This window comes from Pseudomonas sp. 8(2025) (genome assembly GCF_052665325.1).
Map to the genome: position 1 here is coordinate 296,985 of NZ_JBQOIE010000006.1, position 23,438 is coordinate 320,422.

Sequence of the window (23,438 nt, forward strand, 5' to 3'; positions counted from 1 at the left end):
TTCTGAGATGTTCGACAACCTTGGGCACGGGCCCAATCACTTGCTCAATGCACTGCCGGCGGCGGTGCAGGAGCGCCTGCTGCCCCACCTCAAGCCGGTGGCCCTGAGCCTGGGCCAGGTGCTCTACGAGTCCGGGGACATACCGCGCCACGTGTACTTCCCCACCGATGCAGTGGTGTCGCTGCTGTACCTGATGGAAAACGGCGCCTCGGCGGAAATCGCCGTGGTGGGCAACGAAGGGCTGGTGGGGGTGGCCCTGGTCATGGGCGGCGAAAGCACCACCAGCCGGGCCATCGTGCAGAGCGCCGGGCACGCCTTGCGCCTGCCCGGCCAGCGCCTCAAGGACGAGTTCAACCGCCACGGCGAAATGCTCCTGCTGATGCTGCGCTACACCCAGTCGCTGATCACCCAGATGGCCCAGACCGCGGTGTGCAACCGCCACCACTCCATCGACCAGCAACTGTGCCGCTGGCTGCTGCTGTCTTTGGACCGGCTGCCGGGCAACCAGCTGGTGATGACCCAGGAACTGATCGCCAACATGCTCGGGGTGCGTCGCGAAGGCGTGACCGAAGCCGCGGGCAAACTGCAGCGCCAGGGCATCATCGAATACAGCCGCGGCCGGATCAATGTGCTTGACCGGCCGCGGCTGGAGCAGCACAGCTGCGAGTGCTATGGGGTGGTGCGCAAGGAAACCGAGCGCTTGCTGCCGTACCTGCCTGGCAGCAAGCGCGCCGATCCGGACTGAAACGGGCGTGGGTGTCAGGCCGCGCCAGACGCCTTCACCGCCAGGATGCTCCCCGGCATCGAGTACAAGGCGCGTTCGGTGGTGCTGCCGATCAAGCGGCCAAAGCCGGTGCGGTGCACCGTGCCCATCACCACCACGTCCACCAGGTATTCGTCAACGAACTGGGCGATGCCCGGCACCGGCGGGCCCATGATGAAGTGGCGGAATTCCTGGGGCACGTTGTGCTCATCCCCCAGGCGTTCGAATTCCTTGTGCAGGGAGTCGCGCAGCTCGTCCAGGCAGTTGACGCTCCAGGCGGTGGACGCCACCGGCGCCACGCCATCGAGCATCGGCATCAGGTCGTAGGCGTACAGCAGGTGCAACTGGGCGTCGCATTGCAGGGCCAGGGCGTGGGCGGTCTGGATGATCTGCGTATTGAGCCCGCGGATCTGGGTGTCGGACTGGGCCGGGTCCACCGCGGCGACAATCCGCCGGGGCAGCTTGTGCGGCGCGTCGTTGACCAGGTGCACCGGCACCGGCGCCTCGCGCAGCAGGTGGCAATCCAGCGGGGTGACGAACACGCGCTTGAGGGCCGACTCCAGGGTCACGTCCTTGATCAGCAGGTCAGGCCGGAACTCGTCGATGTAGGCGAGCATGTCCTTGAGCACCTGGGTGCTCCAGATCACCTGGGTGGTGACCTGCACGCCCTCCTCGGCCATCCACTGCGCTTCCACCTGCAACCAGCGCTCGTGGCGCTGCAGGTAGGCTTCGCGCTCGCTGTCTTCCAGGTGTTCTTCCCACAGGTAGGTGCGCGCCGGCGGTTCGACGAACACCAGGGCGTGCAGCGCCGCGCCGCTGGCCCGGGCCAGGGCAACGGCACGGCGCGCCGCGGGGGATTGGTGCTGCTGTGGATCGGCGATCAGCAACAGACGCTGGTACTGGCTCATGGTGCTCCTCCTTGGGCGATACGTGAGCTTGAGTGTGGAATGCCGTGCTACCGGGCGCCTTGACCGGTATCAAGGGCGCCCGGTGGCACGGGTCATGGGGTGATGGCGATCTTCATCACGCCGTCGCGCTGGCTGGCGAACAGCTCGTAGGCGGCCTCGATATCGTCGAGCTTGAAGCGGTGGGTCACCAGCGGCTTGAGGTCCACCTGGCCACTGGCGACCACCTCCATCAGCCGGCGCATGCGTTCCTTGCCGCCCGGGCACAGGGTGCTGAGGATGCTCAGGTCGCCCAGGCCGGCGGCATAGGCATCCAGGGGAATGCGCAGGTCGCTGGAATAGACCCCCAGGCTCGACAGCTTGCCCCCCGGGCGCAGCACCCGCAGCGCCGACTCGAAGGTGCCCTGGGTGCCCAGGGCCTCGATCGACACATCGACCCCGCGACCGTCGGTGAGGTCCATGATCTGCTTGACCACGTCGCCCTGCTTGAAGTCCACCACATGGGTCGCCCCCAGCCCGCGCGCCACGCTCATGCGCGCGGCCACGGTGTCGACGCCAATGATGGTGGTGGCACCCTTGAGCCTGGCTCCGGCCACCGCGCACAGGCCGATGGGGCCCAGGGCGAACACCGCCACGCTGTCGCCGATGTTCACCTCGGCACGCTCGGCGCCGGAGAAACCGGTGGACATGATGTCCGGGCACATCAGCACTTCTTCATCGCTCAGGCCGTCGGGGATCGGGCACAGGTTGGCCAGGGCGTCCGGCACACGCACGTATTCGGCCTGGCAGCCATCGATGGTGTTGCCGAACTTCCAGCCGCCCGTGGCGCGGAAGCCGTGGCGGGTGTCCGGGCCGTCCTGGGAGCCGCAGCCGCAGAGGCAGGCGTAGCTCTGGCCGCTGGGGGTGATGGCCCCGGCGATCACTCGCTGGCCCTCGTGGAAGCCGCGCACCTGGGAGCCCAGGCGCTCGATCACCCCCACCGGCTCGTGGCCGATGGTCAGGCCCTTGGCCACCGGGTATTCACCCCGCAGGATGTGCACGTCGGTGCCGCAGATGGTGGTGGTGGTGATCCGCACCAGGGCGTCCAGCGGACCGATTTCGGGGATGTCCTTGTCTTCCAGCACGATGCGGTTCTTCTCCACGAATACCGCTGCTTTCATCTTGGCCATGTTGCCGATCTCCATTGCCGGGAAGGGGTCTGCGCGAATCCGCAGGTCTGCTGACAGACTGCGCGGATACCCCGAGGAAGGGCTTGATCATGGTCAAACAATGGCCCCTTGGCGGCCGCTGGGGCGACCGTGTGTCGCAAACTCGCCCTTCAGCCCTGCTGCCGGCGCCGCACCAGGCACAACAACAGCGCCGCAACCCCGCACAGGCCCAGGGTCGGCCCCAGGGCCTGGCCCCAGCCCACCAGCAGCAACCCGGCGCCAATCAGCAGGTAGTAGAACAGGCCGAACCCGGCCCCGGCGCTGCCCAGCCGGTCGCTGTAGGCCGCCAGCGCCGAGCCGAGGATATTGGGGATGGCCAGGCCGAAGCCCAGCACCACGCCGAGCATGGGCAGCAGCAACCACAGGCTGTGCCCAAGCGCTGTCACCCCGAGGCCACCCAGGGTCACCGCCAGGGCCGCCAGCCGCAGCAGGGTGTCACCGGACCAGCCCCGCCCCAGCAGCCGACGATTGAGCCAGGCCCCCAGCCCCGAAGCCAGGGCCAGGCCCGCACCGCTGTAACCAAAGCCCTGCTCGCCCCACCCCAGGTCGCGAAACAGGAACGGCCCGAGGCTGTAGTAGCTGAGCAAGGCCACATTGAACAGCGCCACCAGCAGCGCCGAGCGCCAGATGCCCGGGTCCCTGAGCATCTGCCACAAGGTCCCGGCCAGGGGCGCCAGGTGCGGCGCCGGCGCACGGGTTTCCGGCAAGGCCCGGGCGCACCAGCCGAGCAAGGCCAGGGCCAGCACCAGCAACCCGGCCAGCGCGCCCTGGTAGCCCCAGGCCCGCACCAGCCCGGCCCCACTGAACAGGCCAATGGCCGGGCTGGCCGCCAGGACCATGCCCACCAGGGAAAACACCCGCACCAGTTCACTGCCGCGAAACAGATCGCGCAGCAGGGTCTGGGTCACCACCGAGCCCGCCGCCACGCCCAGGGCGGCGAGGGCCTGGCACAGCAACAGCGCGGTAAAACTCTGCACCTGCAATTGCAGCCCGATGGCCAGGACGTACAGCGTCAGGCCACCCAGCAAGGCCGGGCGCCGGCCCCAAAGATCGCTCAAGCGCCCCCACAGCAGCACCCCCGGGGCAAACCCCAGGACAAACACCGAAAGGCTCTGGGCCGCTTGCGCGGGGGCCACGCCAAAGGCCCGGCCAAGATCGGCCAGGGCCGGGCTGTAGAGGGTCTGGGCGAGCTGCGGGAACATCAGCAGAGCCAGGGCCAGGGGCAGCAGGGAACGGGGATTCATCAGGCAGTGCTTGGCAAAAAAAACATGCCGGCGATTCTAGGCAGCGGCGCCTGGCGTATTATCGCAACCCTGCCAACAAACATCGGAAGTACGCCAATCATGGCCTGGCTCGAACCACAGGCACTCTTCGACCCCGACCGCTTCGACGCCCCCCTGCTGGGCATCGCCGCGACCCTCGGCGACCACGACTCCGGCCTGCACCGCCACCGCCGCGGGCAATTGCTGTACACCCGCCAGGGCTGCACGCGGATCACCCTGGACCATCGCCTGTGCCTGCTGCCGCCCTCGCGGGCGGCGTGGATTCCCCCGGGGGTCACGCACCGCGCGCAAATGCAGCAGAGCGTGGACTACCGTTCGCTGTACTTCAGCGCCGAACTGAGCCGGCGCCTGCCGGCCGAAGTGGCGGTGATCGAAGTCAGCCCGTTGCTCCAGGCCGTGCTGGAACCCATGGCCCAGGCCGCCTTCGACTGCGACTGGAGCCAGGGCCGCTACCCGCACCTGCTGGGCCTGTGCATCGAGGAAATCCGCCAGGCCCTGCACCAGCCCCTGTCGCTGCCCCTGCCCCGGGACAAACGCCTGCAACCGCTGCTGGCGGACCTGGAGCAACTGCCGCCGCAATTGCAGGTACTGGCCACCCGGGTCGGCGCCAGCAGCCGCACCATCGGCCGGATCTTCCAGCGTGAAACCGGCCTGAGCTACCAGCAATGGCGCCAGCAGTGGCGGCTGATGCGCGCCATCGAACTGCTCGCCACAGGCCGCGGCATCGGCTACAGCGCCTGCGCACTGGGCTTTGCCAGCGACAGCATCTTCATCGCCTTCTTCAAGGCCATGACCGGCACCACGCCACGGGCGTATTTCAAGTAAGGCCGCACGTTTCATTCCTGGGGGATGTGGCGAAAGCCCACCGCTACAGCACGGGTCGAGGTGGGGCTACGTTACGTGCCGCACGCACCCAGGCCCATGACCGCTATCGGGGAGCTTGAGGAGACCAATGCCGTCGCGGCCCAGCGCCTTGGCGAGGCAGGGCGGGAGATCGCCAGGCAAGGCCCTGCGGGCCTTTGCGCAGCTTCGCAGGCTCAGCAGCGGCTACAGGGCCAGGGCCGATCGGCGATTTTTGTAGCCACTGTTGCAGGCTGCGAACGGCTACGCGCAGACGCGGCGATGTCAGGGATATTGTGGCCGGCGCCTCAGGTGCGGCTGCGCAGCCATTGCAGGAAACCCTTCCTGGGCACTGGCTTGGGCGCAGCCTGGGACAGGGTCTGGGCCATGTGCCGGCGAAAATCCAGGAGGTTCTTCATGGCCTCGTTGATGTCGTGGCGCGCATCCAGGCAGGGCTTGAGGAACTCGTTGTCGATGCGGTAGAGGCTGCAGAAGGTCTTGGCCGCAAACTGCGCCACTGTGGCTTGATCGGCCACCACGCCGGCTTCGCCGATGACCTCCCCCGGCCCCATGCGCCCGGCCTCGAAGGGCTTGCCGTCGCGTTGCATGGTCACCGAAACCACCCCGGATTCGATGATGAACAGGTGATCGCTGACCTCGCCCTGGGCCAGGATGGTCTCGCCGGCACGGTAGGTCTGCAGGTGCATGTTCTGGCTGAAGGTGTCCTTCTCATCCTGGCGCAGGGTGGAAAAGATGCTCGAGGCGTCCAGCAGTGCCCGGGGCCGCGACAGGGTCGCCGCCTGGGCCGGCTCGGCGGCGGACAGCAGGCCGATGCCGCTGGCCTGCAAATGGCGGAAGGCCAGGTCGAACAGCTGGTTGCGCACCTCGCGCTTGTGCCCCATGTCGGCGACAAAACCGCTGATCTCGTATTCCGCGCCACTGCTGCTGGTGCTCTTCATCGCCACGCTGGCCGCCGGGGTACTCAACAGCAGGCGGCAGCCCAGGGTGGCCCGTTCCAGGGCCTCGATGACTTTCTGCGGGCGCGCGTGGGGGCTGACCTGCACGCTCACCGACAGGCCATGAACATCCACCGGCCGGCTGAAATTGGTGATCTTGGCCTTGGACGCCAGGGAGTTGGGGATCACCACCATGCTGCCCTGGGAGGTCTGCAGCCGGGTGGCGCGCCAGTCGATGTCCAGCACCCGCCCCTCGGTGCCGTCGATGGCGATCCAGTCATCGATCTGGTAGGGCTTGGTGGTGTTGAGGACGATCCCGGAAAACAGGTCGCTGAGGGTGCTTTGCAGCGCCAGGCCGACGATGATCGCCAAGGCCCCGGAGGTGGCCAGCACCCCCTTGACCGGCAGTTCCAGCACATAGGCCAGGGCGGCGATGATGGCGATGAGGAAGATCACCGCGCCCATCAGGTCCTGCAGCAGGCGCCCGGTATGCCCCACCCGCTGCATCATCAGGGTGCCCAGCAACACCGTCAGGGTCCGCGCGCCAAACAGCCACCAGCCAATTTCCAGGCCGGTGGCGGCCAGGTGCAGGGGCACGTCGTCGGGCCAGGGCGCGGCCTGCATCGGGTTCATGCCCTGGTTGAACAGCATCAGGCTGTAGAGGGAAAAGATCAGCACCCGTACCGCCAGCTTCCAGTAGTCGCCACGGCTGCCGATCAGGCGCCAGAGCAGCATATCCAGGAACAGCAGGAACAGCGCGGCCAACAACGGATGATCGCTGAACAGGGAAGACATCGAGGCACTCCGGCATGACGAAGACGGCACGATCGCACGAAAGACGCAGGAGCAGGTATAGCTGGAAAAGCCCGGGGCGTGCGCCCCGGGCCGGGATCGGGCGACGGGCGCAGGGCCCGCCGCGACTCAGGGATTACTGGCCCTGGGTCAGGGTGTTGTAGCTGGTCATCAGGTTGCGGTAGTCGGGGATGTGGTTGGAGAACAGGGTGCCCAGGCCTTCGATGTCGTTGCGCCAGTCGCGGTGCAGCTCGCAGGCCAGGCCGAACCAGGTCATCAACTGGGCGCCGGCATTGGACATGCGGTTCCAGGCCGAATCGCGAGTCAGGGCATTGAAGGTGCCGGAAGCGTCGGTAACCACGAAAACTTCAAAGCCTTCTTCCAGGGCCGAGAGCGCCGGGAACGCCACGCACACTTCGGTAACCACGCCGGCGATGATCAGTTGCTTCTTGCCGGTGGCCTTGATCGCCTTGACGAAGTCCTCGTTGTCCCAGGCATTGATCTGGCCCGGGCGGGCGATGTACGGCGCATCGGGGAAGAGCGCCTTGAGCTCCGGCACCAGGGGGCCGTTGGGGCCGGTTTCGAAACTGGTGGTGAGGATGGTCGGCAACTTGAAGTACTTGGCCAGGTCGGCCAGGGCCAGCACGTTGTTCTTGAAACGATCGGGCTCGATATCGCGGACCAGCGACAGCAGGCCGGCCTGGTGGTCTACCAGCAGAACGGCGGCGTTATCCTTGTCCAGACGCTTGTATGCAGTGGTCATGTGAAGTCCTCGCTAATGATCGATGCCGGAAGACCCGGCTTGGATGAAACCCGTGGCACGCTCCGCCGGGGTAACGGCGGGCGTCGGGGAGTAGCACGCGACTGGCAAAGCCTGGTGGCCGATGCCCGCCGCGCCAGTGCAACCGGTCAGTGACCGGTTGCGTCCATCTGGCCGAAGCGTCCCGATTGGAAATCGACGAAGGCCTGATGAATCTCTTCTTCGCTGTTCATCACGAACGGGCCGTGGCCGACGATGGGTTCGTCGATGGGCTCGCCGCTGAGCAACAGCACGATCGCGTCGTTGTTGGCCTCCAGGCTGATGTCCTGGCCGTCACGCTCCAGCAGCGCCAGCTGACCTTCGCGCACCAGCTCCTGGCCATTGACCTGCACCGTGCCGCGCAATACCACCAGGGCGCTGTTACGCCCCGAATGCAGAGGCAGGTCCAGGTGCTTGCCGGCTTGCAGGCGGATGTCCCAGACGTCGATCGGGGTGAAGGTCCGTGCAGGGCCCTGGTGGCCATCGAACTCGCCGGCGATCAGGCGCAGGCTGCCGGCATTGCCCGGCAGCGGGACCTGCGGGATGTCCGCCGCAACGATGGTCTGGTAACCGGGCGCCGCGAGCTTGTCCTTCGCCGGCAGGTTGACCCACAACTGGACCATTTCCAGGTTGCCGCCACGCCGGGCGAAGTCCGTGGAATGGAACTCCTCATGGAGGATCCCCGAGGCCGCGGTCATCCACTGCACATCGCCAGGGCCGATCTTGCCGCCGCTGCCGGTGGAATCCCGGTGTTCCACCTCGCCGTCATAGACGATGGTTACGGTTTCGAAACCGCGATGGGGGTGCTGGCCGACGCCGCGTCGGGCGCTGGTGGGGCTGAACTGCGCGGGGCCGGCGTGATCCAGCAGCAGGAACGGGCTGATGTGCTGGCCCAGGTTGTCGTAGGAAAACAGGGTACGGACCGGGAAGCCGTCACCGACCCAATGGGGCCGTGGACTGGTGTAGATGCCGATGATGTTTTTCATGTCGTCCTCCAGAACTATCTGATGGACACACCTTAAAACTCAGACCTTTGCCGCGCTAGACTGCAAAAATCACCCTTAGCGTTCTATCTGGAGAACGATCTTGGAAGATCTGAACACCCTCTACTACTTCACCCAGGTGGTGGAGCACCGTGGCTTTGCCGCCGCGGGACGGGCCCTGGACATGCCCAAGTCCAAGCTCAGCCGGCGGATTTCCCAGTTGGAGGAACGCCTTGGAGTGCGCCTGATCCATCGCACCAGCCGCCACTGTTCGCTGACCGAGATCGGCCAGGAGTACTACCAGCGCTGCCTGGCCATGCGGGTGGAAGCCGAGGGCGCGGCGGAAGTCATAGAACGCAACCGCTCCGAACCCCAGGGGCTGGTACGCGTGGCTTGCCCCACCGCCCTGCTCAATTCCTGGGTGGGGCCGATGCTTACCCGCTTCATGCTCAAGTACCCCCTGGTGGAACTGTTCATCGAGAGCACCAACCGCCGGGTCGACCTGATCCACGAGGGCTTCGACATCGCCCTGCGGGTGCGCTTCCCGCCCCTGGAAAACACCGACCTGGTGATGAAGGTGCTGGGCAACAGCACCCAGTGCCTGGTGGGCCACCCGGGTTTTCTCCAGCGCCTGTCGGGCCCGGCAACACCGGCCGACCTCAGCGGTTTGCCGAGCGTGCACTGGGGTGCGGCGCAACGTGAATATCAATGGCAATTGCTGGGTCCGGACGGCGCCGAGGCACTGATCCGCCACCGACCGCGGATGGTCACCGACGACCTGCTGGCGCTGCGCCATGCAGTGCTGGCGGGCATCGGCATCGCCCACCTGCCCAAGGTGGTGGTGCGTGAAGACCTGGAGGCCGGGCGACTGCTGGAACTGGTGCCCGACTGGGCGCCAAGGTGCGGCATCGTGCATGCGATCTTCCCCTCGCGCCGAGGGCTGCTGCCTTCGGTACGCAGCCTGATCGACTTTCTCGGGGAGGAATTCAGCCACAGCGACATGGCCTGAGGCTCAGAAGCAAGCGCCTGGAGCGGCCAGGCGGTGGCGGTTGGGCAGCCTCCCTGTGGGGTTCGTGCCTGGGTTGCACGATTCGCCGGCAAGCGGGTTCCTACAGGGGCAGGTGGATTCGTGAACGCGGGGCAATATTCCTTTGTGCCGGCGGCGGTTTTTCGCAGCGACGCAGGTACGGATACTGCCGGCCAATCCCACTGCAATGCCCGGAGTGACCCATGTCTGTACCCGCCTTTGGCCTCGGCACCTTCCGCCTTCAGGGCCAGGTGCTCATCGATTCCCTGAGCAGCGCCCTGGAACTGGGCTATCGCGCCATCGATACCGCGCAGATCTACGACAACGAAGCCGATGTCGGCGCCGCGGTGGCCGCCAGCGGCATTCCCCGCGACCAGCTGTTCATCACCAGCAAGATCTGGATCGCCAACCTGTCCCGGGAGCGCCTGATCCCCAGCCTCAAGGAAAGCCTGCACAAGCTGCGCACCGATTACCTGGACCTGACCCTGATCCACTGGCCCTCGCCAGACAACCAGGTGCCGGTGGCGGAGTTCATGCAGGCCCTGCTGGAAGCCAAGACCCAGGGCCTGACCCGGCAGATCGGCGTGTCCAACTTCAGCAATGCCTTGCTGCAGCAAGCCATTGATGCCGTCGGGGCCGAGCAGATCGCCAGCCACCAGGTGGAATTGCACCCCTACCTGCAGAACCGCAAGGTGGTGGAATTCGCCCGCAGCCAGGGCATTCACATCACCTCCTACATGACCCTGGCATATGGCGAAGTGCTCAAGGACCCACTGATCCTGCAGATCGCCCAGGCACGCCAGGCCACCCCGGCCCAGGTGGTGCTGGCCTGGGCCATGCAGTCGGGCTATGCGGTGATCCCCTCCTCCACCCGCCGGGCCAACCTGCAAGGCAACCTCGCAGCCTGCGCCTTGACCCTGAGCCGCGCGGAGCTTGAGAGCATCGCCGGCCTGGAGCGCGGCCAACGCCTGACCAGCCCGGCAGGCATTGCCCCGCAATGGGACTGAAGCGCGAACGGCGCTGACAAAAACGCCAAACGGCATCCCTGGGGATGCCGTTTGGCGTGGGGTGCGCAAACCTCGGTCAGTTCGGGCTGCCCCAATGGCCATGCAATTGCGCCAGCCGCTGCCGGGAAGGCCCGGCGGCATCGGGCAATGGCGGGTCCACCCACAGCATCAGGCGCTTGATCGCCGCGCTGTCCGGCCATTCGGCCGGGCTGACATGCACCGTGCACCGCCGGCTGCCGGAAGTGGCGGCAAGATGCTGGCTGCCGTAGATCAGGGCTTGCTCGATATGCGGGTGGTCCAGGCAGAAAGCCAGCAGGTCGAAATCGCTGCGGACAGCCAGGTTGGCGTTGATGATCAGCAGGTCGAACGACTCGCAGGAATACTCCACCAGCGTCAGCAGTTCCTCCAGCCTGTGCACCGGGGCCACTCGGTAATAGTTCAGTTGATTCAGGGCTCTTTCGATCTGCATGCGACGAAAGTGCTGATCATCGGCAATCAATATGCGCAATGCTCTGTTGGACATTTTTCTGATCCTGCTGACAAGACTTCGGCACTGCGAATACCGGCCCTACTCCCGGGCCGCTGGAAGGCTAAGCCAGTGCGTGGAGGTTGGCTCTAGGAACAACCTGAAAGTCGCTGCCGAGGGCGCCCCGGCGGACGGCGCTCTACCCCGGCCGCCTGGCGCTCGCGGCGCGTCCTCCAGCCCCGCTGTGCAACCGTGCCCTACCATAACCACCGGCCACGGTTTTTAGCAGGGGCCAGCCCGCGGAAAAGTCTTGTTGTCCGGTAAGCCCCTTCCGAGAGAAGCCGAGCCGTATCTCATGCCTCCCCTGGCGGAGGCGAAAAATGCTCATTCGGTGGTGCTCGGGCTCCAGAACGCCTGCTGCACCCAGGGCGATGTGGACAGCCGGGCCACCAGCGCATCCAGTTCGTCACCGTCCACCGAGGTGGTCGCCAGGGTCGCCTCGATCTCCACATCCTCCGTACCGAAGGCGTGCACATCAACGTCGCTGGCGGGGTAGTTGCAGCGCGCCAGCTCCGCTTCCAGCAGGGCGAACACTGCCTTCTGCTTCGAGCGGTGGGCGATCACGTAGACGATATTGGTGACCTCGGCGGACACCACGTCCAGGGGCTGGCGGTTGATGTTGTTGACGATGGGCCGCAGCAGGGTATTGGCGGCCAGCACGAACAGGGTGCCCAGCAGTGCCTCGAGGATCAGGTCGGCACCGGCGCAGGCCCCCACCGCAGCCGAGGCCCAGAGGGTGGCGGCGGTATTCAGCCCACGGACATTACCCTCCTCGCGCATGATCACCCCGGCGCCGAGAAAGCCGATGCCGGAGACCACGTAGGCCACCACCCGCACCGCCCCTTCGGCGCCCCCCAGGCGGTTGGCCATGTCGACGAAGATCGCGGCCCCCACCGCCACCAGCACATTGGTGCGCAAACCCGCGGTGCGCTGGCGGTACTGGCGTTCGAAGCCGATCAGGCCACCGAGGATAAAGGCGGCGCTGAGGCTGACCAGGGTATCGATCAGCGAGTCCAGGTTGATGTTGTGCAGGGCTTGCATGGCGACTGTCCTTGAGCGAGGGGCATGAATGGCACCAGAGGACTCTAGCAGCGGTCCATGAACGTCTCATGGCCTGCCGTGATGCACGGCTGACCGTAGGAGCTGGCTTGCCAGCGAAGAGGCCCGTGAGGACGCCTTAGCCCGCCGGGGAGCTTTCGCTGGCAACACAGCCTTCGCCAGCGAGCTGGCTCCTACAGGGCAGCATTACTGCCAGCCGAAGCGCCGCACGTAGAAGCCCTTCACCGCCTGGGTCAGGGCCATGTAGGCCAGCAGGATCAGCGGCAGGAACACGAAGTACAGCGACGGCAGCGCCTGCAGCTTGAAGTAGTGCGCCAGCGGGCCCATCGGCAGGAAGATCCCCACCGCCATGATGACGCCGGTCATCACCATCAACGGCATGGCCGCGCGGCTCTGCAAAAACGGAATCTTCGGCGTGCGGATCATGTGCACGATCAGGGTCTGGGTCAGCAGCCCCACCACGAACCAGCCGGACTGGAACAGCGTCTGGTGGTCCGGGGTATTGGCGTCGAACACGTACCACATCAGGGCAAAGGTGGTGATGTCGAAGATCGAGCTGATAGGCCCGAAGAACAGCATGAACCGCCCCACATCCGCCGGCTGCCAGCGCTGCGGTTTTTTCAGCATTTCCTCATCGACGTTATCGAAGGGAATGGCGATCTGGGAAATGTCGTACAGCAGGTTCTGCACCAGCAGGTGCATCGGCAGCATCGGCAGGAACGGAATGAAGGCACTGGCCACCAGCACCGAGAACACGTTGCCGAAGTTCGAGCTGGCGGTCATCTTGATGTACTTGAGCATGTTGGCGAAGGTCCGGCGCCCTTCCAGCACGCCCTCCTCCAGCACCATCAGGCTCTTTTCCAGGAGGATGATGTCCGCCGCTTCCTTGGCGATGTCCACCGCGCTGTCCACGGAAATGCCGATGTCGGCGGTGCGCAACGCCGGGGCGTCGTTGATGCCGTCGCCCATGAAGCCCACCACGTGGCCGTTGGCCTTGAGCAGGCGGACAATGCGCTCCTTGTGGGTCGGGGTCAGCTTGGCGAACACGTTGGTGGTTTCCACCGCCTGGGCCAGTTGCTCGTCGCTCATGCGCTCGATGTCGTTGCCCATCAGCAGGCCCTGCTGCTCCAGGCCCACTTCGCGGCAGATCTTCGCCGTCACCAGTTCGTTGTCACCGGTCAGCACTTTCACCGCAACGCCATGTTCGGCCAGGGCCTTGAGGGCCGGCGCGGTACTTTCCTTGGGCGGGTCGAGGAATGCCACGTAGCCGATCAGGGTCAGCTCGCACTCGTCCGCCAGGCTGTAGGTATCGCGCCCGTCGATCATCGGCCGCGCGGCCACCGCCACCACCCGCAGCCCCTCTTCGTTGAGGTCGGCGGTCACCTGGCGGATCCGCGCCAGCAGGCTCTCGGTCAGGGCTTCCTCGGCTTCGCCATGGCGTACGTTGCGGCACACCGCCAGCACTTCCTCCACCGCCCCCTTGCAGATCAGCAGGTGCGGCCGGTCCTGTTCCGCCACCACTACCGACATGCGCCGACGGGTGAAATCGAAGGGGATTTCATCGACCTTCTGGAATGCCGTGCCGACCTTGAGCTCGCGGTGCACCTCGACGTGCTCCAGTACCGCCACGTCCAGCAGGTTCTTCAGCCCGGTCTGGTAGTAGCTGTTGAGGTAGGCCATTTCCAGCACGTCGTCGGAATCCTCGCCCCAGACGTCCACGTGCCGCGCCAGGAAGATCTTGTCCTGGGTCAGGGTGCCGGTCTTGTCGGTGCACAGCACGTCCATGGCGCCGAAGTTCTGGATCGCGTCCAGGCGCTTGACGATGACCTTCTTGCGCGACAGGAACACCGCGCCCTTGGCCAGGGTCGAGGTGACGATCATCGGCAGCATTTCCGGGGTCAGGCCCACGGCAATCGACAGGGCGAACAGCAGCGCCTCCATCCAGTCGCCCTTGGTGAAGCCGTTGATGAACAGCACCAGGGGCGCCATGACGAACATGAAGCGGATCAGCAGCCAGCTGACCTTGTTGACCCCGCTCTGGAACGAGGTGGGCGCGCGGTCGGTGGCGCTGACACGCTGGGCCAGGGCGCCGAAATAGGTGCTGTTGCCGGTGGTCAGGATCACTGCCGTGGCGGAACCGGAGACCACGTTGGTGCCCATGAACAGGATGTTGTCCAGGTCCAGGGGGTTGCTGGTGTCGGCGTCCTGCTGGCGGGGGAATTTCTCCACCGGCATGGATTCGCCGGTCATGGCCGCCTGGCTGACGAACAAGTCCTTGGCGCTGAGCACCCGGCAGTCGGCGGGAATCATGTCGCCGGCCGAGAGCACGATCAGGTCGCCGGGCACCAGTTGCTTGATCGGCAACTCGATGCGCTGAGCGCCCTTGACCTCGGCGGCGGCCCCCAGCAGGCGGCCGAGCATCGGCGCGGCCTGGGGCGCCGACCCTGGGCGCATGACCGTGGCGGTGTTGCTGACCATGGCCTTGAGGGCATCGGCGGCCTTGTTCGACTTGGCCTCCTGCCAGAAGCGCAGCAGGGTCGAAAGCACCACCATGGAGAAGATCACCGTGGCCGCCTTCATGTCTTCGGTCAGCCAGGAAATCACCGCCAGCAGGGTCAGCAGCAGGTTGAAGGGGTTCTTGTAGCAGTGCCACAGGTGGGTCCACCAGGGCAGCGCCTGCTCGTGCTCGACCTCGTTGAGGCCGTGACGCTCACGCAGGGCATCGGCCTCCTCGGTGCTCAGGCCGTCGGTGTGGCTGCCGAGCTGGTCCAGCAGTTGCGCGGCATCGCTGTTGGCCGCCGCCACCAGGGTTTGCGCCAGGGTCGGCGGCACGTCGCGGCTGACGCTGGCATCGCTGAAACTTTCCAGCAGTGCCAGGCGGCGGAAGTGCCGGGCGAAATGCCGGGTCCGCAGGAAGCCGGCAAAGAACTCTTTCAACAGGGTGAGCTTCATGGTGATGACTCCTGCAGCAACGGCGTAGGGAAAACCGCAGGCAGGTACGATCGGGCGTTGCCGGAGTGTAATCCTTCATGCATGCCTGATCCGCAGGTCCTGGACCTGCGCGTCGATGCCACCACGACACGGCAGCCGGCCGGGTCGAAGGGGAAATAGAAGTCGCCAGGAAGTGGCGTCGGGAAGCGAACCATAGAAGTTCGCGATCGGGATGCCGCATCTCGCTGGACGGCGAGACAGCGGCAGGAAAAAGGCTGCGCGCTATCTTGCCGGGACTGCGCCGGTTACTGAAACCGGCCGACTCCTGTCACTCGAACAAGTACCCACACTGGGCCTCCACTGATTGAAAACGCGCGCAGCTTACGCCGCACTATTTGCAGAGTAAACCGGAGGGAAACCCTGGCAGAGGGAATCGAAAAGTTCTTCAGCCAAGGTTCAGGAATGCCTTCGCCGGCAAGCCGGCTTCTACGGTTCCCCACACTGTCACTGACAACCGTAGGAGCTGGCTTGCCAGCGAAAGGGCCCGATAGATCGCCTTCGCCGGCAAGCCGGCTCCTACAAAAAACACCCGGGATAGCCCCGAATGGCAGGAGCCGGCTTGCCGGCGAAGAGGTCCGCAAGAACGGAGGTGGCGCCGATCAGCTGGCGGTGGCCAGCAGCATGTCACGCACCGAACGGCTGTGACCGCGGCTCTTGCCGTGTTCGTAGAGCGAATCGGCAATCTCCTGGGCACGGATCGGCAGCACCGACAGCAAGGTGTCGCTCAGGCCATGGCTGGCCTGGCTGAAGCCCTGCATGTAGACGCCGGCCTTGCAGCGCTCGTCGGTCACCAGGCGGTAATTGCGGTCCACCTCGAAGTCACCCAGGTAGGCCTGCAGCGGCGCCAGCAGTTGACGATGCATCTGCCGCTCGTAGCCGGTGGCCAGCACCACCGCATCGTAGTGACGCACTTCGCGCTCGCCGCTGGCACTGTTGCGCAGGATCAGCTCGATGCCCAGGTCGGTAGCGGTGGCCTTCTCCACCGTGGTCATGGTGCGGAAGGTGTGGCGCGCGATGCCGGAAACCTTCTGCCGGTAGAAGATCCCGTAGATGCGCTCGATCAGGTCGATGTCCACCACCGAGTAGTTGGTGTTCTGGTACTCGCTGACCAGGCGCTCGCGCTCACTGCCGGTCTGCTGGAACACCAGGTCGGTGAAGGCCGGGGAGAACACTTCGTTGACGAACGGGCTGTCATCCGCCGGCTTGAGTGCCGAACCGCGCATGATGATGTCGGCCTGCACCGAAGGGAAACTGTCGTTGAGGTCGATGAAGGCTTCTGCCGCGCTCTGCCCGCCGCCGATGATGGCGATGTTCATCGGTTTGCCACTGACACAGGGCTGGCTGGCCATGCGTTCCAGGTACTGGGAATGGTGGAACACCCGCGCATCGCCCTTGAGCCCCTTGAAGGTTTCCGGAACCCGCGCCGTGCCGCCGGCACTGACCACCACCGAACGGGTGGTGCGCACCAGTTCGCTGCCCTGGGCATCCCGGGAAATCACCCGCAACGCCTCGACCTGCTGGTTGTGCAGCACTGGCTCGATGGCCAGCACTTCTTCGCCGTAGCGGCTGTGTTCCTGGAAATGCCCGGCCACCCAGCGCAGGTAGTCGTTGAACTCCATGCGGCATGGATAGAAGGTGCCCAGGTTGATGAAGTCCACCAGGCGCCCGTGGTGCTTGAGGTAGTTGACGAAGGAATAGGGGCTGGTGGGGTTGCGCAGGGTCACCAGGTCCTTGAGGAAGGAAATCTGCAGTTCGCTCTGGGTTACCAGGGTGTTGCCGTGCCAGCGATAGTCAGCCTGCTTGTCGAGGAACAACGCGTCCAGCGGACCGTGCTCCTGCCCGCGCTCCTCCAGCGCAATGGCCAGCGCCAGGTTCGAGGGGCCGAAACCGATACCGATCAAATCGTGAACGTGGGCCGATGCAATTGCCTGTGTCATTTCCAGTGTCCTCTGGATAAACCGCCTCAACGCGGGGGATAAAGTGTCACGGTGACCCGACTGGCCCATGCAGGACAGCGGATCGTCTGTTGAGTAGGGACGAGGACAATGAAAAAAAATTTAACTAAATACGTCTCAACGGCAACGCGTTATTGAGCATCCCACTGGCGCAGGCGCGACCGGCAATGCTTCATGGCATTGACGATGTGTTTCTCCACCAGGCTGCGGGAAATCCCCAGCTGTTCGGCGATCTGCGGGTGGGACAGGCCTTCGAGCTTGCGCAGCAGGAAGCTCTCGCGACACAGCCGGGGCAGCTCGGCCAGGGCCCGTTGCAGCATTTCCAGGCGCTGGCCGTGATCCAGGCTGGTCTGCGGCGAAGGGTTGAAGTAGCGCTCTTCGTTGTCCAGCACCTCCAGGGGCTCGGACTGGCGCAAGGCATTGCGCCGATGGCCGTCGATCACCAGGTTCAGGGCCGTGCGATAGAGAAACGCCCGCGGCTGCTCGATGGGGGTATCGCTGGAGCGCTCCAGGACCCGCACATAAGCGTCATGCACCACATCCTCGGCCACCTGGCGATTGCCCAGCTTGGCGTTGAGGAAGCACATCAGCTCGCGATAGTAGTTTTCCAACAGGGCTCCCGAGCGCCCACTGGGGCGGTTCTGTCCTTGAGCAAGTCCGGCCATGGCCGATTGCACCCGGTAATTCGTGATGGCTGTTTAGTAGCGGCGTAATTTATAGTAATTCTCATATAGATTTAAAGTAGCGCAGCACCGCGGTGGGTTTATTTTCAGTGTTCCGACAGCTGTAACGCCATGTGTCGGCAGTTAAATTCCCCCCCCGGCATCTCGTTTACCTGACAGCTCCCCGTCTCTGCCGTTCCTGCGGCAGCCGCAAGCTGGCTGCTCCTTGTGCAGCTGGCCGTTGTGACGGGCCGATATCCCCTGGCCGGAACCCTGCATGAAACGTCCTCGCCCTACCCGACGCGCCCTGCTTGCCGCACTGTGTGTGATCCCCGTTGTTGCCATCGCTGCCTGGAAGTTCATCCCGGCAGGCCGTGACCAGTTCACCACCGTGCAAGTGAGCCGCGGCGATATAGAAAGCAGCGTCACCGCCCTGGGCACCTTGCAGCCACGACGCTACGTGGATGTGGGCGCCCAGGCGTCCGGGCAGATCCGCAAGATCCACGTCGAATCCGGTGATCAGGTCAAGGAAGGCCAGTTGCTGGTGGAGATCGACCCCTCCACCCAACAGGCAAAACTCGACGCCAGCCGTTTCTCCATCGAGAACCTGCAGGCCCAGTTGCAGGAGCAGTACGCCCAGAACCAGCTGGCCCGGCAGAAGTACCAGCGCCAGCAGAACCTCAAGGCCGGCGGCGCCACCCGCGAGGAAGACGTACAGACCGCCCAGGCCGAACTCAAGGCCACCCAGGCGCGGATCGACATGTACAAGGCGCAGATCCGCCAGGCCCAGGCCAGCCTGCGCAGCGACCAGGCCGAACTGGGCTACACGCGCATCTATGCGCCCATGTCCGGCACCGTGGTCGCGGTGGACGCCCGCGAAGGCCAGACCCTCAACGCCCAACAGCAGACCCCGTTGATCCTGCGCATCGCCAAGCTCTCGCCCATGACCGTCTGGGCCGAAGTCTCGGAAGCCGATATCGGCCACGTCAAACCCGGCATGCACGCCTACTTCACCACCCTGAGCGGCGGCAACCGACGCTGGACCAGCACTGTGCGGCAGATCCTGCCGATCCCGCCCAAGCCCCTCAACGAATCCAGCCAGGGCAGCGGCAGCCCCAACAGCACCAGCAAGAGCGGCAGCGGCCGGGTGGTGCTCTACACCGTGCTGCTGGACGTGGACAACGCCGACAACGCCCTGATGGCGGAAATGACCACCCAGGTGTTCTTCGTCGCCAATCAGGCAAAAAATGTGCTCACCGCCCCCATCGCCGCCCTGCACGGCAGTACCGAGCCGGACCTGCAGATGGCTCGGGTAGTGGCCAAGAACGGCTCGATCGACGAACGCAAGGTCCGGGTCGGCATCAGCGACCGCCTGCGCATCCAGATCCTCGACGGCTTGAACGAAGGTGATCATCTGCTGATCGGCCCGGCCAACAGCAGCGGGGGTTGAATGCAGACGCCTCTGATCGACCTCAGGAACATCCGCAAATCCTACGGCGGCGGCGACAGCCCGCAGGTCGATGTCCTGCGGGGCATCGACCTGTCGATCCACGCCGGCGAGTTCGTCGCCATCGTCGGTGCCTCGGGCTCCGGCAAGTCGACGCTGATGAACATCCTCGGCTGCCTGGACCGCCCGACCTCGGGCGAGTACCTGTTCGCCGGGGAGAACGTGGCTCACCTGGACAGCGACGAACTGGCCTGGCTGCGCCGCGAGGCCTTCGGCTTCGTGTTCCAGGGCTACCACCTGATCCCCTCGGCTTCGGCCCAGGAAAACGTCGAGATGCCGGCCATCTACGCCGGCACCCCGACCGCCGAACGTCACACCCGCGCCGCCGCCCTGCTGGAGCGCCTGGGCCTGGCCAGCCGCAGCGGCAACCGCCCGCATCAATTGTCCGGTGGCCAGCAGCAGCGAGTGTCCATCGCCCGCGCCCTGATGAACGGCGGCCACATCATCCTCGCCGACGAACCCACCGGCGCCCTGGACAGCCACAGCGGCGCCGAAGTCATGGCCCTGCTGGACGAACTGGCCAGCCAGGGCCACGTGGTGATCCTCATCACCCACGACCGCGAAGTGGCGGCCCGGGCCAAGCGCATCATCGAGATCCGCGACGGCGAGATCATCAGCGACACCGCCACCAGCGATCCCTCGGTACAACTGAGCGCCAACGCCGGCGCCCTGCAAGCCGTGGACCTGCGCCAGCGCCTGGCCGACGGCAGCGAGCCCACCGGTGCCTGGAAAGGCGAACTGCTGGAAGCCATACAGGCCGCCTGGCGGGTGATGTGGATCAACCGCTTCCGCACCGCCCTGACCCTGCTGGGGATCATCATCGGCGTGGCCTCGGTGGTGGTGATGCTGGCGGTGGGCGAAGGCAGCAAGCGCCAGGTGATGGCGCAGATGGGGGCGTTTGGCTCGAACATCATTTACCTGAGCGGCTACTCGCCCAACCCGCGCACCCCGGAAGGCATCGTCACCCTGGATGACGTCGCCGCCCTGGCCAACCTGCCCCAGGTGAAACGGATCATGGCGGTCAACGGCGCCAAGGCCGGGGTGCGTTTCGGCAACGCCGACTACATGAGCTACGTGGGCGGCAACGACACCAACTTCCCGGAAATCTTCAACTGGCCCGTGGCCCAGGGCAGCTACTTCAGCGAGGCCGACGAACGCTCGGCGGCGGCAGTGGCGGTGATTGGCCACAAGGTCCGGGAAAAGCTCCTCAAGGACGTGGCCAACCCCATCGGCCAGTACATCCTCATCGAAAACGTGCCGTTCCAGGTGGTCGGCGTACTCTCGGAAAAAGGCGCCAGCTCCGGCGACAGCGACAGTGACGACCGCATCGCCGTGCCCTACTCCGCCGCCAGCATCCGCCTGTTCGGCGACCACAACCCGCAATACGTGGCGATCGCCGCCGCCGATGCCAGCCGGGTCAAGCAGACCGAACAGGAGATCGATGAACTGATGCTACGCATGCACGGCGGCAAGCGCGATTTCGAACTGACCAACAACGCCGCGATGATCCAGGCCGAGGCCCGGACCCAGAACACCCTGTCGCTGATGCTCGGCGCCATCGCCGCGATCTCGCTGCTGGTGGGCGGCATCGGGGTGATGAACATCATGCTCATGACCGTGCGCGAACGCACCCGGGAAATCGGTATCCGCATGGCCACCGGCGCCCGCCAGCGCGACATCCTGCGCCAGTTCCTCACTGAAGCAGTGATGCTTTCGGTGGTCGGCGGCCTGGCCGGCATCGGCGTGGCCCTGATCATCGGCGGCATCCTGATTCTCAGCGAGGTGGCGGTGGCCTTCTCCCTGGCCGCAGTGCTCGGCGCCTTCGCCTGCGCCCTGGTCACCGGCGTCATCTTCGGCTTCATGCCGGCCCGCAAAGCTGCCCGGCTCGACCCGGTCACGGCCCTTACCAGTGAATGATCGATCTATGAAAGTGCACCTGACCCTCCTGGCCGCCAGCGTCTTGCTGGCAGCCTGCAGCAGCCCGGCGCCGCGCCCGGAAAGCGGCCTGCAAGCACCGGCGTCCTGGCACTCTCCCGCCAGCCAGGGCGACCGGCAGCAAGACCTGCGCTGGTGGACCCGTTTCGGCAGCCCGGAGCTGGACCAACTGATCGCCGAAGCCCGGGCCGGCAGCCATGACCTGGCCGCCGCCATGGCCCGGGTCCGCCAGGCCCAGGCCAGTGCCATCGTCGCCGGGGCACCGCTGCTGCCCAGCGTCAATGGCACCTTCAACGCCAGCCGCAGAAAACAGTTGCGGGGCAACGACTCCAGCCAGCTCGATTCCAGCAGCAACAGCAAGGTCACGAACTCGTTCGACGCGGGCCTGAGCGCCACCTATGAAGTCGACTTCTGGGGTGGTCGCCGCGCCGCCTACGACAGCGCCCTGCTCGGAGTCCAGGCCAGCGAATTCGACCAGGCCACCGTTGAGCTGACCCTGCTCAGCGGCGTGGCCAACAGCTATGCCCAGGTCCTGTCCCTGCGCGAACAGAGCCGTATCGCCGAACTCAACCTGGCCAATGCGCAGAACGTGTTGCAACTGGTGCAGACCCGCTATGACTCCGGCTCGGCCACCGCCCTGGAACTGGCCCAGCAGAAAAGCCTGGTGGCCGCCCAGCAACGCCAGGTGCCCCTGGTACAACAGCAGGCCGAAGAGGCGCAGATCACCCTCGCCACCCTGCTGGGCCGGCCGGTACAGAGCCTGAAACTGAACGACCAGCCCTTTGCCCAATTGAACTGGCCGACCATCGATGCCGGGGTGCCCAGCGAACTGCTGACCCGCCGTCCCGATATCGCCGGTGCCGAGGCCCGGCTGGCGGCGGCCCAGGCCGATGTCAAAGTGGCGCGGGCGGCCATGCTGCCGACCCTGACCCTGACCGCCAACCTGGGTTCGAACGCCGACAAGCTGGGCAATGTCTTGCGCAATCCCTTCTACAACCTCACCTCCGGGCTGGTGGCGCCGATCTTCAACAACGGGCGCCTGAGCGCCGAACGGGACAGGACCACAGCGCGCCAGCAAGAGCTGCTGGAGACTTATCGCGGGGCGATCATCAATGGTTTTGCCGATGTGGAGAAAGCCCTCAACAGCATTCGCGGCCTGGACCAGCAGCGCCAGTGGCAGAGCGAAGAACTGAACCAGGCGCAGCGCGCCTTCGAGATCGCCCAGAGCCGCTATCAGGCCGGCGCCGAAGACCTGCTGACCGTCCTGGAAACCCAGCGCACCCTGTACACCGCCCAGGACCAGAACGTGCAACTGCGGCTGTCGCGCCTGCAGTCGAGCATTGCCCTGTACAAGGCCCTGGGGGGCGGCTGGAGCCACTGACACGGCGGGAGTGGCCGGCCCGTTCACTCCCGCGCCCGGCGCAGCGGTCGAGCGTGAAATCGCTTAGAATCCCCTCCCGCCCCACCGCCAACAGAACCCCATGTCCCTCGAAAATGTGCCGCACGACCCACTGGCAGACCTGCTGGCCCTGCTGCGCAAGGTCTACCCCAACGGGCTCGACAACCGCGACTACAAGCGCCTTCTGGTGCTGCTGTACCCGCACTTGTGCGACCGCAATCTGGCACAGTTGATGGCGCAGCTCACCCACAGGGACGCGGACCTCATTCTCAACGACCTCTACGCCGCCGTGACCGGCCAGCCGCCGCCCGCCGCAGAGCTGGAAGCGTTGCAGGCGCTACTGGAGCGGCACGGCGCCCGGGCCCTCCTGACGGACGACTGACTGCGCAAGGAGCAAACAATGAACGTCGAGGACTTCAAGCAACTGCTGGACGAGCGCAAGCGCAGCCATCCGATCTGGTTCGAACTGCCGTCGGACCGCCTTGCCAGCCAAACCCAGATCCTGGAGGCGCAGCAGGCCTTGGGGCTGCAACTGCCAGCCGAATACGCCTGGTTCCTAAAGGAGTGCGGCGGTGGCTACTTTGCCCTGGGCACGCTCTACTCACTGGACAGCAGCAGTGATTTCCACCTGGTGCAGATCAACCGGGCGCACCCGGCCATCACCGGCCGTCACCTGCTGTTTTCAGAGAACGGTTGCGGTGACTTCTACGGGTTCAGGATCGAGAACCGGCACTGCCTGGCACCGGTCGAGTTTTTCGACCACAGCTGCGGGCAATGGCAAACCAACCGATACAACGGGCTCTTGAGCTTCCTCGCCGAAGTGGCCCTGAGCAACTGAATC

The 23,438-nt window shown here is 65.4% G+C and carries 20 protein-coding genes; 9 read left to right on the top strand and 11 right to left on the bottom strand.

Going from position 1 to position 23,438, the window contains the following annotated elements; translation table 11 throughout:
- Nucleotides 1-7: 7 nt before the first annotated feature.
- Entirely contained in the window at nucleotides 8-745 is a 738-nt protein-coding gene (locus ACUXVH_RS14675; RefSeq protein WP_011062348.1) for a Crp/Fnr family transcriptional regulator, read from the top strand.
- A gap of 14 nt (nucleotides 746-759) precedes the next feature.
- Here the strand turns inward: ACUXVH_RS14675 and ACUXVH_RS14680 are convergent, their stop codons facing one another.
- From ACUXVH_RS14680 to ACUXVH_RS14690, 3 genes are all read right to left on the bottom strand, one after another.
- Complete coding sequence (locus tag ACUXVH_RS14680; RefSeq protein ID WP_011062349.1) at nucleotides 760-1,671, bottom strand: universal stress protein; 912 nt, start codon at nucleotides 1,669-1,671, stop codon at nucleotides 760-762.
- 92 nt (nucleotides 1,672-1,763) lie between these two features.
- Nucleotides 1,764-2,837 carry an NAD(P)-dependent alcohol dehydrogenase gene (locus tag ACUXVH_RS14685; RefSeq protein ID WP_053152835.1) on the bottom strand — a complete coding sequence of 358 codons (1,074 nt, stop codon included), beginning with the start codon at nucleotides 2,835-2,837 and terminating at the stop codon, nucleotides 1,764-1,766.
- A 149-nt stretch (nucleotides 2,838-2,986) separates the two neighbouring features.
- Entirely contained in the window at nucleotides 2,987-4,120 is a 1,134-nt protein-coding gene (locus tag ACUXVH_RS14690; RefSeq protein ID WP_019094670.1) for an MFS transporter, read from the bottom strand.
- A gap of 99 nt (nucleotides 4,121-4,219) precedes the next feature.
- On the opposite strand from ACUXVH_RS14690, the gene ACUXVH_RS14695 reads away from it, so the two are divergent.
- Nucleotides 4,220-4,984 carry an AraC family transcriptional regulator gene (locus tag ACUXVH_RS14695; protein WP_041119235.1) on the top strand — a complete coding sequence of 255 codons (765 nt, stop codon included), beginning with the start codon at nucleotides 4,220-4,222 and terminating at the stop codon, nucleotides 4,982-4,984.
- 323 nt (nucleotides 4,985-5,307) lie between these two features.
- Here ACUXVH_RS14695 and ACUXVH_RS14700 read toward each other — a convergent pair whose 3' ends face one another.
- The 3 genes from ACUXVH_RS14700 to ACUXVH_RS14710 form a co-directional block, all read right to left on the bottom strand.
- Complete coding sequence (locus ACUXVH_RS14700) at nucleotides 5,308-6,750, bottom strand: mechanosensitive ion channel family protein (protein WP_019094668.1); 1,443 nt, start codon at nucleotides 6,748-6,750, stop codon at nucleotides 5,308-5,310.
- Between the two features lie 133 nt (nucleotides 6,751-6,883).
- Entirely contained in the window at nucleotides 6,884-7,510 is a 627-nt protein-coding gene (gene ycaC / locus ACUXVH_RS14705) for an isochorismate family cysteine hydrolase YcaC (protein ID WP_011062354.1), read from the bottom strand.
- Between the two features lie 146 nt (nucleotides 7,511-7,656).
- Nucleotides 7,657-8,532: a pirin family protein gene (locus ACUXVH_RS14710; protein WP_103290772.1), complete on the bottom strand. Its 876-nt coding sequence runs from the start codon at nucleotides 8,530-8,532 to the stop codon at nucleotides 7,657-7,659.
- A 97-nt stretch (nucleotides 8,533-8,629) separates the two neighbouring features.
- On the opposite strand from ACUXVH_RS14710, the gene ACUXVH_RS14715 reads away from it, so the two are divergent.
- The gene (locus ACUXVH_RS14715) at nucleotides 8,630-9,538 is read left to right on the top strand and encodes a LysR substrate-binding domain-containing protein (protein ID WP_174395614.1); all 909 of its coding nucleotides are present in this window, start codon (nucleotides 8,630-8,632) and stop codon (nucleotides 9,536-9,538) included.
- Nucleotides 9,539-9,759: 221 nt separating this feature from the next.
- On the top strand, nucleotides 9,760-10,563 hold the full coding sequence (gene dkgB / locus ACUXVH_RS14720) for a 2,5-didehydrogluconate reductase DkgB (protein WP_065363181.1): 804 nt from the start codon (nucleotides 9,760-9,762) through the stop codon (nucleotides 10,561-10,563).
- Nucleotides 10,564-10,639: 76 nt separating this feature from the next.
- Here dkgB and ACUXVH_RS14725 read toward each other — a convergent pair whose 3' ends face one another.
- From ACUXVH_RS14725 to ACUXVH_RS14745, 5 genes are all read right to left on the bottom strand, one after another.
- Entirely contained in the window at nucleotides 10,640-11,086 is a 447-nt protein-coding gene (locus ACUXVH_RS14725; RefSeq protein WP_445495224.1) for a response regulator, read from the bottom strand.
- A gap of 327 nt (nucleotides 11,087-11,413) precedes the next feature.
- The gene (locus ACUXVH_RS14730; RefSeq protein WP_015636409.1) at nucleotides 11,414-12,130 is read right to left on the bottom strand and encodes an MgtC/SapB family protein; all 717 of its coding nucleotides are present in this window, start codon (nucleotides 12,128-12,130) and stop codon (nucleotides 11,414-11,416) included.
- A gap of 204 nt (nucleotides 12,131-12,334) precedes the next feature.
- Nucleotides 12,335-15,100, bottom strand: a complete 2,766-nt coding sequence (gene mgtA / locus ACUXVH_RS14735) for a magnesium-translocating P-type ATPase (protein WP_011062359.1) — start codon at nucleotides 15,098-15,100, stop codon at nucleotides 12,335-12,337.
- Between the two features lie 638 nt (nucleotides 15,101-15,738).
- On the bottom strand, nucleotides 15,739-17,076 hold the full coding sequence (locus ACUXVH_RS14740; protein WP_011062360.1) for a lysine N(6)-hydroxylase/L-ornithine N(5)-oxygenase family protein: 1,338 nt from the start codon (nucleotides 17,074-17,076) through the stop codon (nucleotides 15,739-15,741).
- A 149-nt stretch (nucleotides 17,077-17,225) separates the two neighbouring features.
- Nucleotides 17,226-17,708 (bottom strand): sigma-70 family RNA polymerase sigma factor, encoded by a 483-nt coding sequence (locus ACUXVH_RS14745; protein ID WP_026020154.1) that lies wholly within the window; start codon nucleotides 17,706-17,708, stop codon nucleotides 17,226-17,228.
- A 325-nt stretch (nucleotides 17,709-18,033) separates the two neighbouring features.
- Between ACUXVH_RS14745 and ACUXVH_RS14750 the strand changes: the two genes are divergently transcribed.
- From ACUXVH_RS14750 to ACUXVH_RS14770, 5 genes are all read left to right on the top strand, one after another.
- Nucleotides 18,034-19,206 (top strand): efflux RND transporter periplasmic adaptor subunit, encoded by a 1,173-nt coding sequence (locus ACUXVH_RS14750; RefSeq protein WP_011062362.1) that lies wholly within the window; start codon nucleotides 18,034-18,036, stop codon nucleotides 19,204-19,206.
- Nucleotides 19,207-21,180: a MacB family efflux pump subunit gene (locus tag ACUXVH_RS14755; protein WP_019094663.1), complete on the top strand. Its 1,974-nt coding sequence runs from the start codon at nucleotides 19,207-19,209 to the stop codon at nucleotides 21,178-21,180. It begins immediately after the preceding gene.
- Between the two features lie 7 nt (nucleotides 21,181-21,187).
- Nucleotides 21,188-22,579 carry an efflux transporter outer membrane subunit gene (locus tag ACUXVH_RS14760; protein ID WP_065363178.1) on the top strand — a complete coding sequence of 464 codons (1,392 nt, stop codon included), beginning with the start codon at nucleotides 21,188-21,190 and terminating at the stop codon, nucleotides 22,577-22,579.
- A 100-nt stretch (nucleotides 22,580-22,679) separates the two neighbouring features.
- Nucleotides 22,680-22,979: a DUF3349 domain-containing protein gene (locus ACUXVH_RS14765; RefSeq protein ID WP_011062365.1), complete on the top strand. Its 300-nt coding sequence runs from the start codon at nucleotides 22,680-22,682 to the stop codon at nucleotides 22,977-22,979.
- An 18-nt stretch (nucleotides 22,980-22,997) separates the two neighbouring features.
- Nucleotides 22,998-23,435 (top strand): SMI1/KNR4 family protein, encoded by a 438-nt coding sequence (locus ACUXVH_RS14770; RefSeq protein WP_065363177.1) that lies wholly within the window; start codon nucleotides 22,998-23,000, stop codon nucleotides 23,433-23,435.
- Nucleotides 23,436-23,438: the final 3 nt, after the last annotated feature.

Bases quoted from the DNA above. Each gene is read 5' to 3' on its own strand.
- ACUXVH_RS14675 (WP_011062348.1), top strand. From the start codon at position 8: ATGTTCGACAACCTTGGGCACGGGCCCAATCACTTGCTCAATGCACTG.
- ACUXVH_RS14680 (WP_011062349.1), bottom strand. From the start codon at position 1,671: ATGAGCCAGTACCAGCGTCTGTTGCTGATCGCCGATCCACAGCAGCAC.
- ACUXVH_RS14685 (WP_053152835.1), bottom strand. From the start codon at position 2,837: ATGGCCAAGATGAAAGCAGCGGTATTCGTGGAGAAGAACCGCATCGTG.
- ACUXVH_RS14690 (WP_019094670.1), bottom strand. From the start codon at position 4,120: ATGAATCCCCGTTCCCTGCTGCCCCTGGCCCTGGCTCTGCTGATGTTC.
- ACUXVH_RS14695 (WP_041119235.1), top strand. From the start codon at position 4,220: ATGGCCTGGCTCGAACCACAGGCACTCTTCGACCCCGACCGCTTCGAC.
- ACUXVH_RS14700 (WP_019094668.1), bottom strand. From the start codon at position 6,750: ATGTCTTCCCTGTTCAGCGATCATCCGTTGTTGGCCGCGCTGTTCCTG.
- ycaC (WP_011062354.1), bottom strand. From the start codon at position 7,510: ATGACCACTGCATACAAGCGTCTGGACAAGGATAACGCCGCCGTTCTG.
- ACUXVH_RS14710 (WP_103290772.1), bottom strand. From the start codon at position 8,532: ATGAAAAACATCATCGGCATCTACACCAGTCCACGGCCCCATTGGGTC.
- dkgB (WP_065363181.1), top strand. From the start codon at position 9,760: ATGTCTGTACCCGCCTTTGGCCTCGGCACCTTCCGCCTTCAGGGCCAG.
- ACUXVH_RS14725 (WP_445495224.1), bottom strand. From the start codon at position 11,086: ATGTCCAACAGAGCATTGCGCATATTGATTGCCGATGATCAGCACTTT.
- ACUXVH_RS14730 (WP_015636409.1), bottom strand. From the start codon at position 12,130: ATGCAAGCCCTGCACAACATCAACCTGGACTCGCTGATCGATACCCTG.
- mgtA (WP_011062359.1), bottom strand. From the start codon at position 15,100: ATGAAGCTCACCCTGTTGAAAGAGTTCTTTGCCGGCTTCCTGCGGACC.
- ACUXVH_RS14740 (WP_011062360.1), bottom strand. From the start codon at position 17,076: ATGACACAGGCAATTGCATCGGCCCACGTTCACGATTTGATCGGTATC.
- ACUXVH_RS14750 (WP_011062362.1), top strand. From the start codon at position 18,034: ATGAAACGTCCTCGCCCTACCCGACGCGCCCTGCTTGCCGCACTGTGT.
- ACUXVH_RS14755 (WP_019094663.1), top strand. From the start codon at position 19,207: ATGCAGACGCCTCTGATCGACCTCAGGAACATCCGCAAATCCTACGGC.
- ACUXVH_RS14760 (WP_065363178.1), top strand. From the start codon at position 21,188: ATGAAAGTGCACCTGACCCTCCTGGCCGCCAGCGTCTTGCTGGCAGCC.
- ACUXVH_RS14765 (WP_011062365.1), top strand. From the start codon at position 22,680: ATGTCCCTCGAAAATGTGCCGCACGACCCACTGGCAGACCTGCTGGCC.
- ACUXVH_RS14770 (WP_065363177.1), top strand. From the start codon at position 22,998: ATGAACGTCGAGGACTTCAAGCAACTGCTGGACGAGCGCAAGCGCAGC.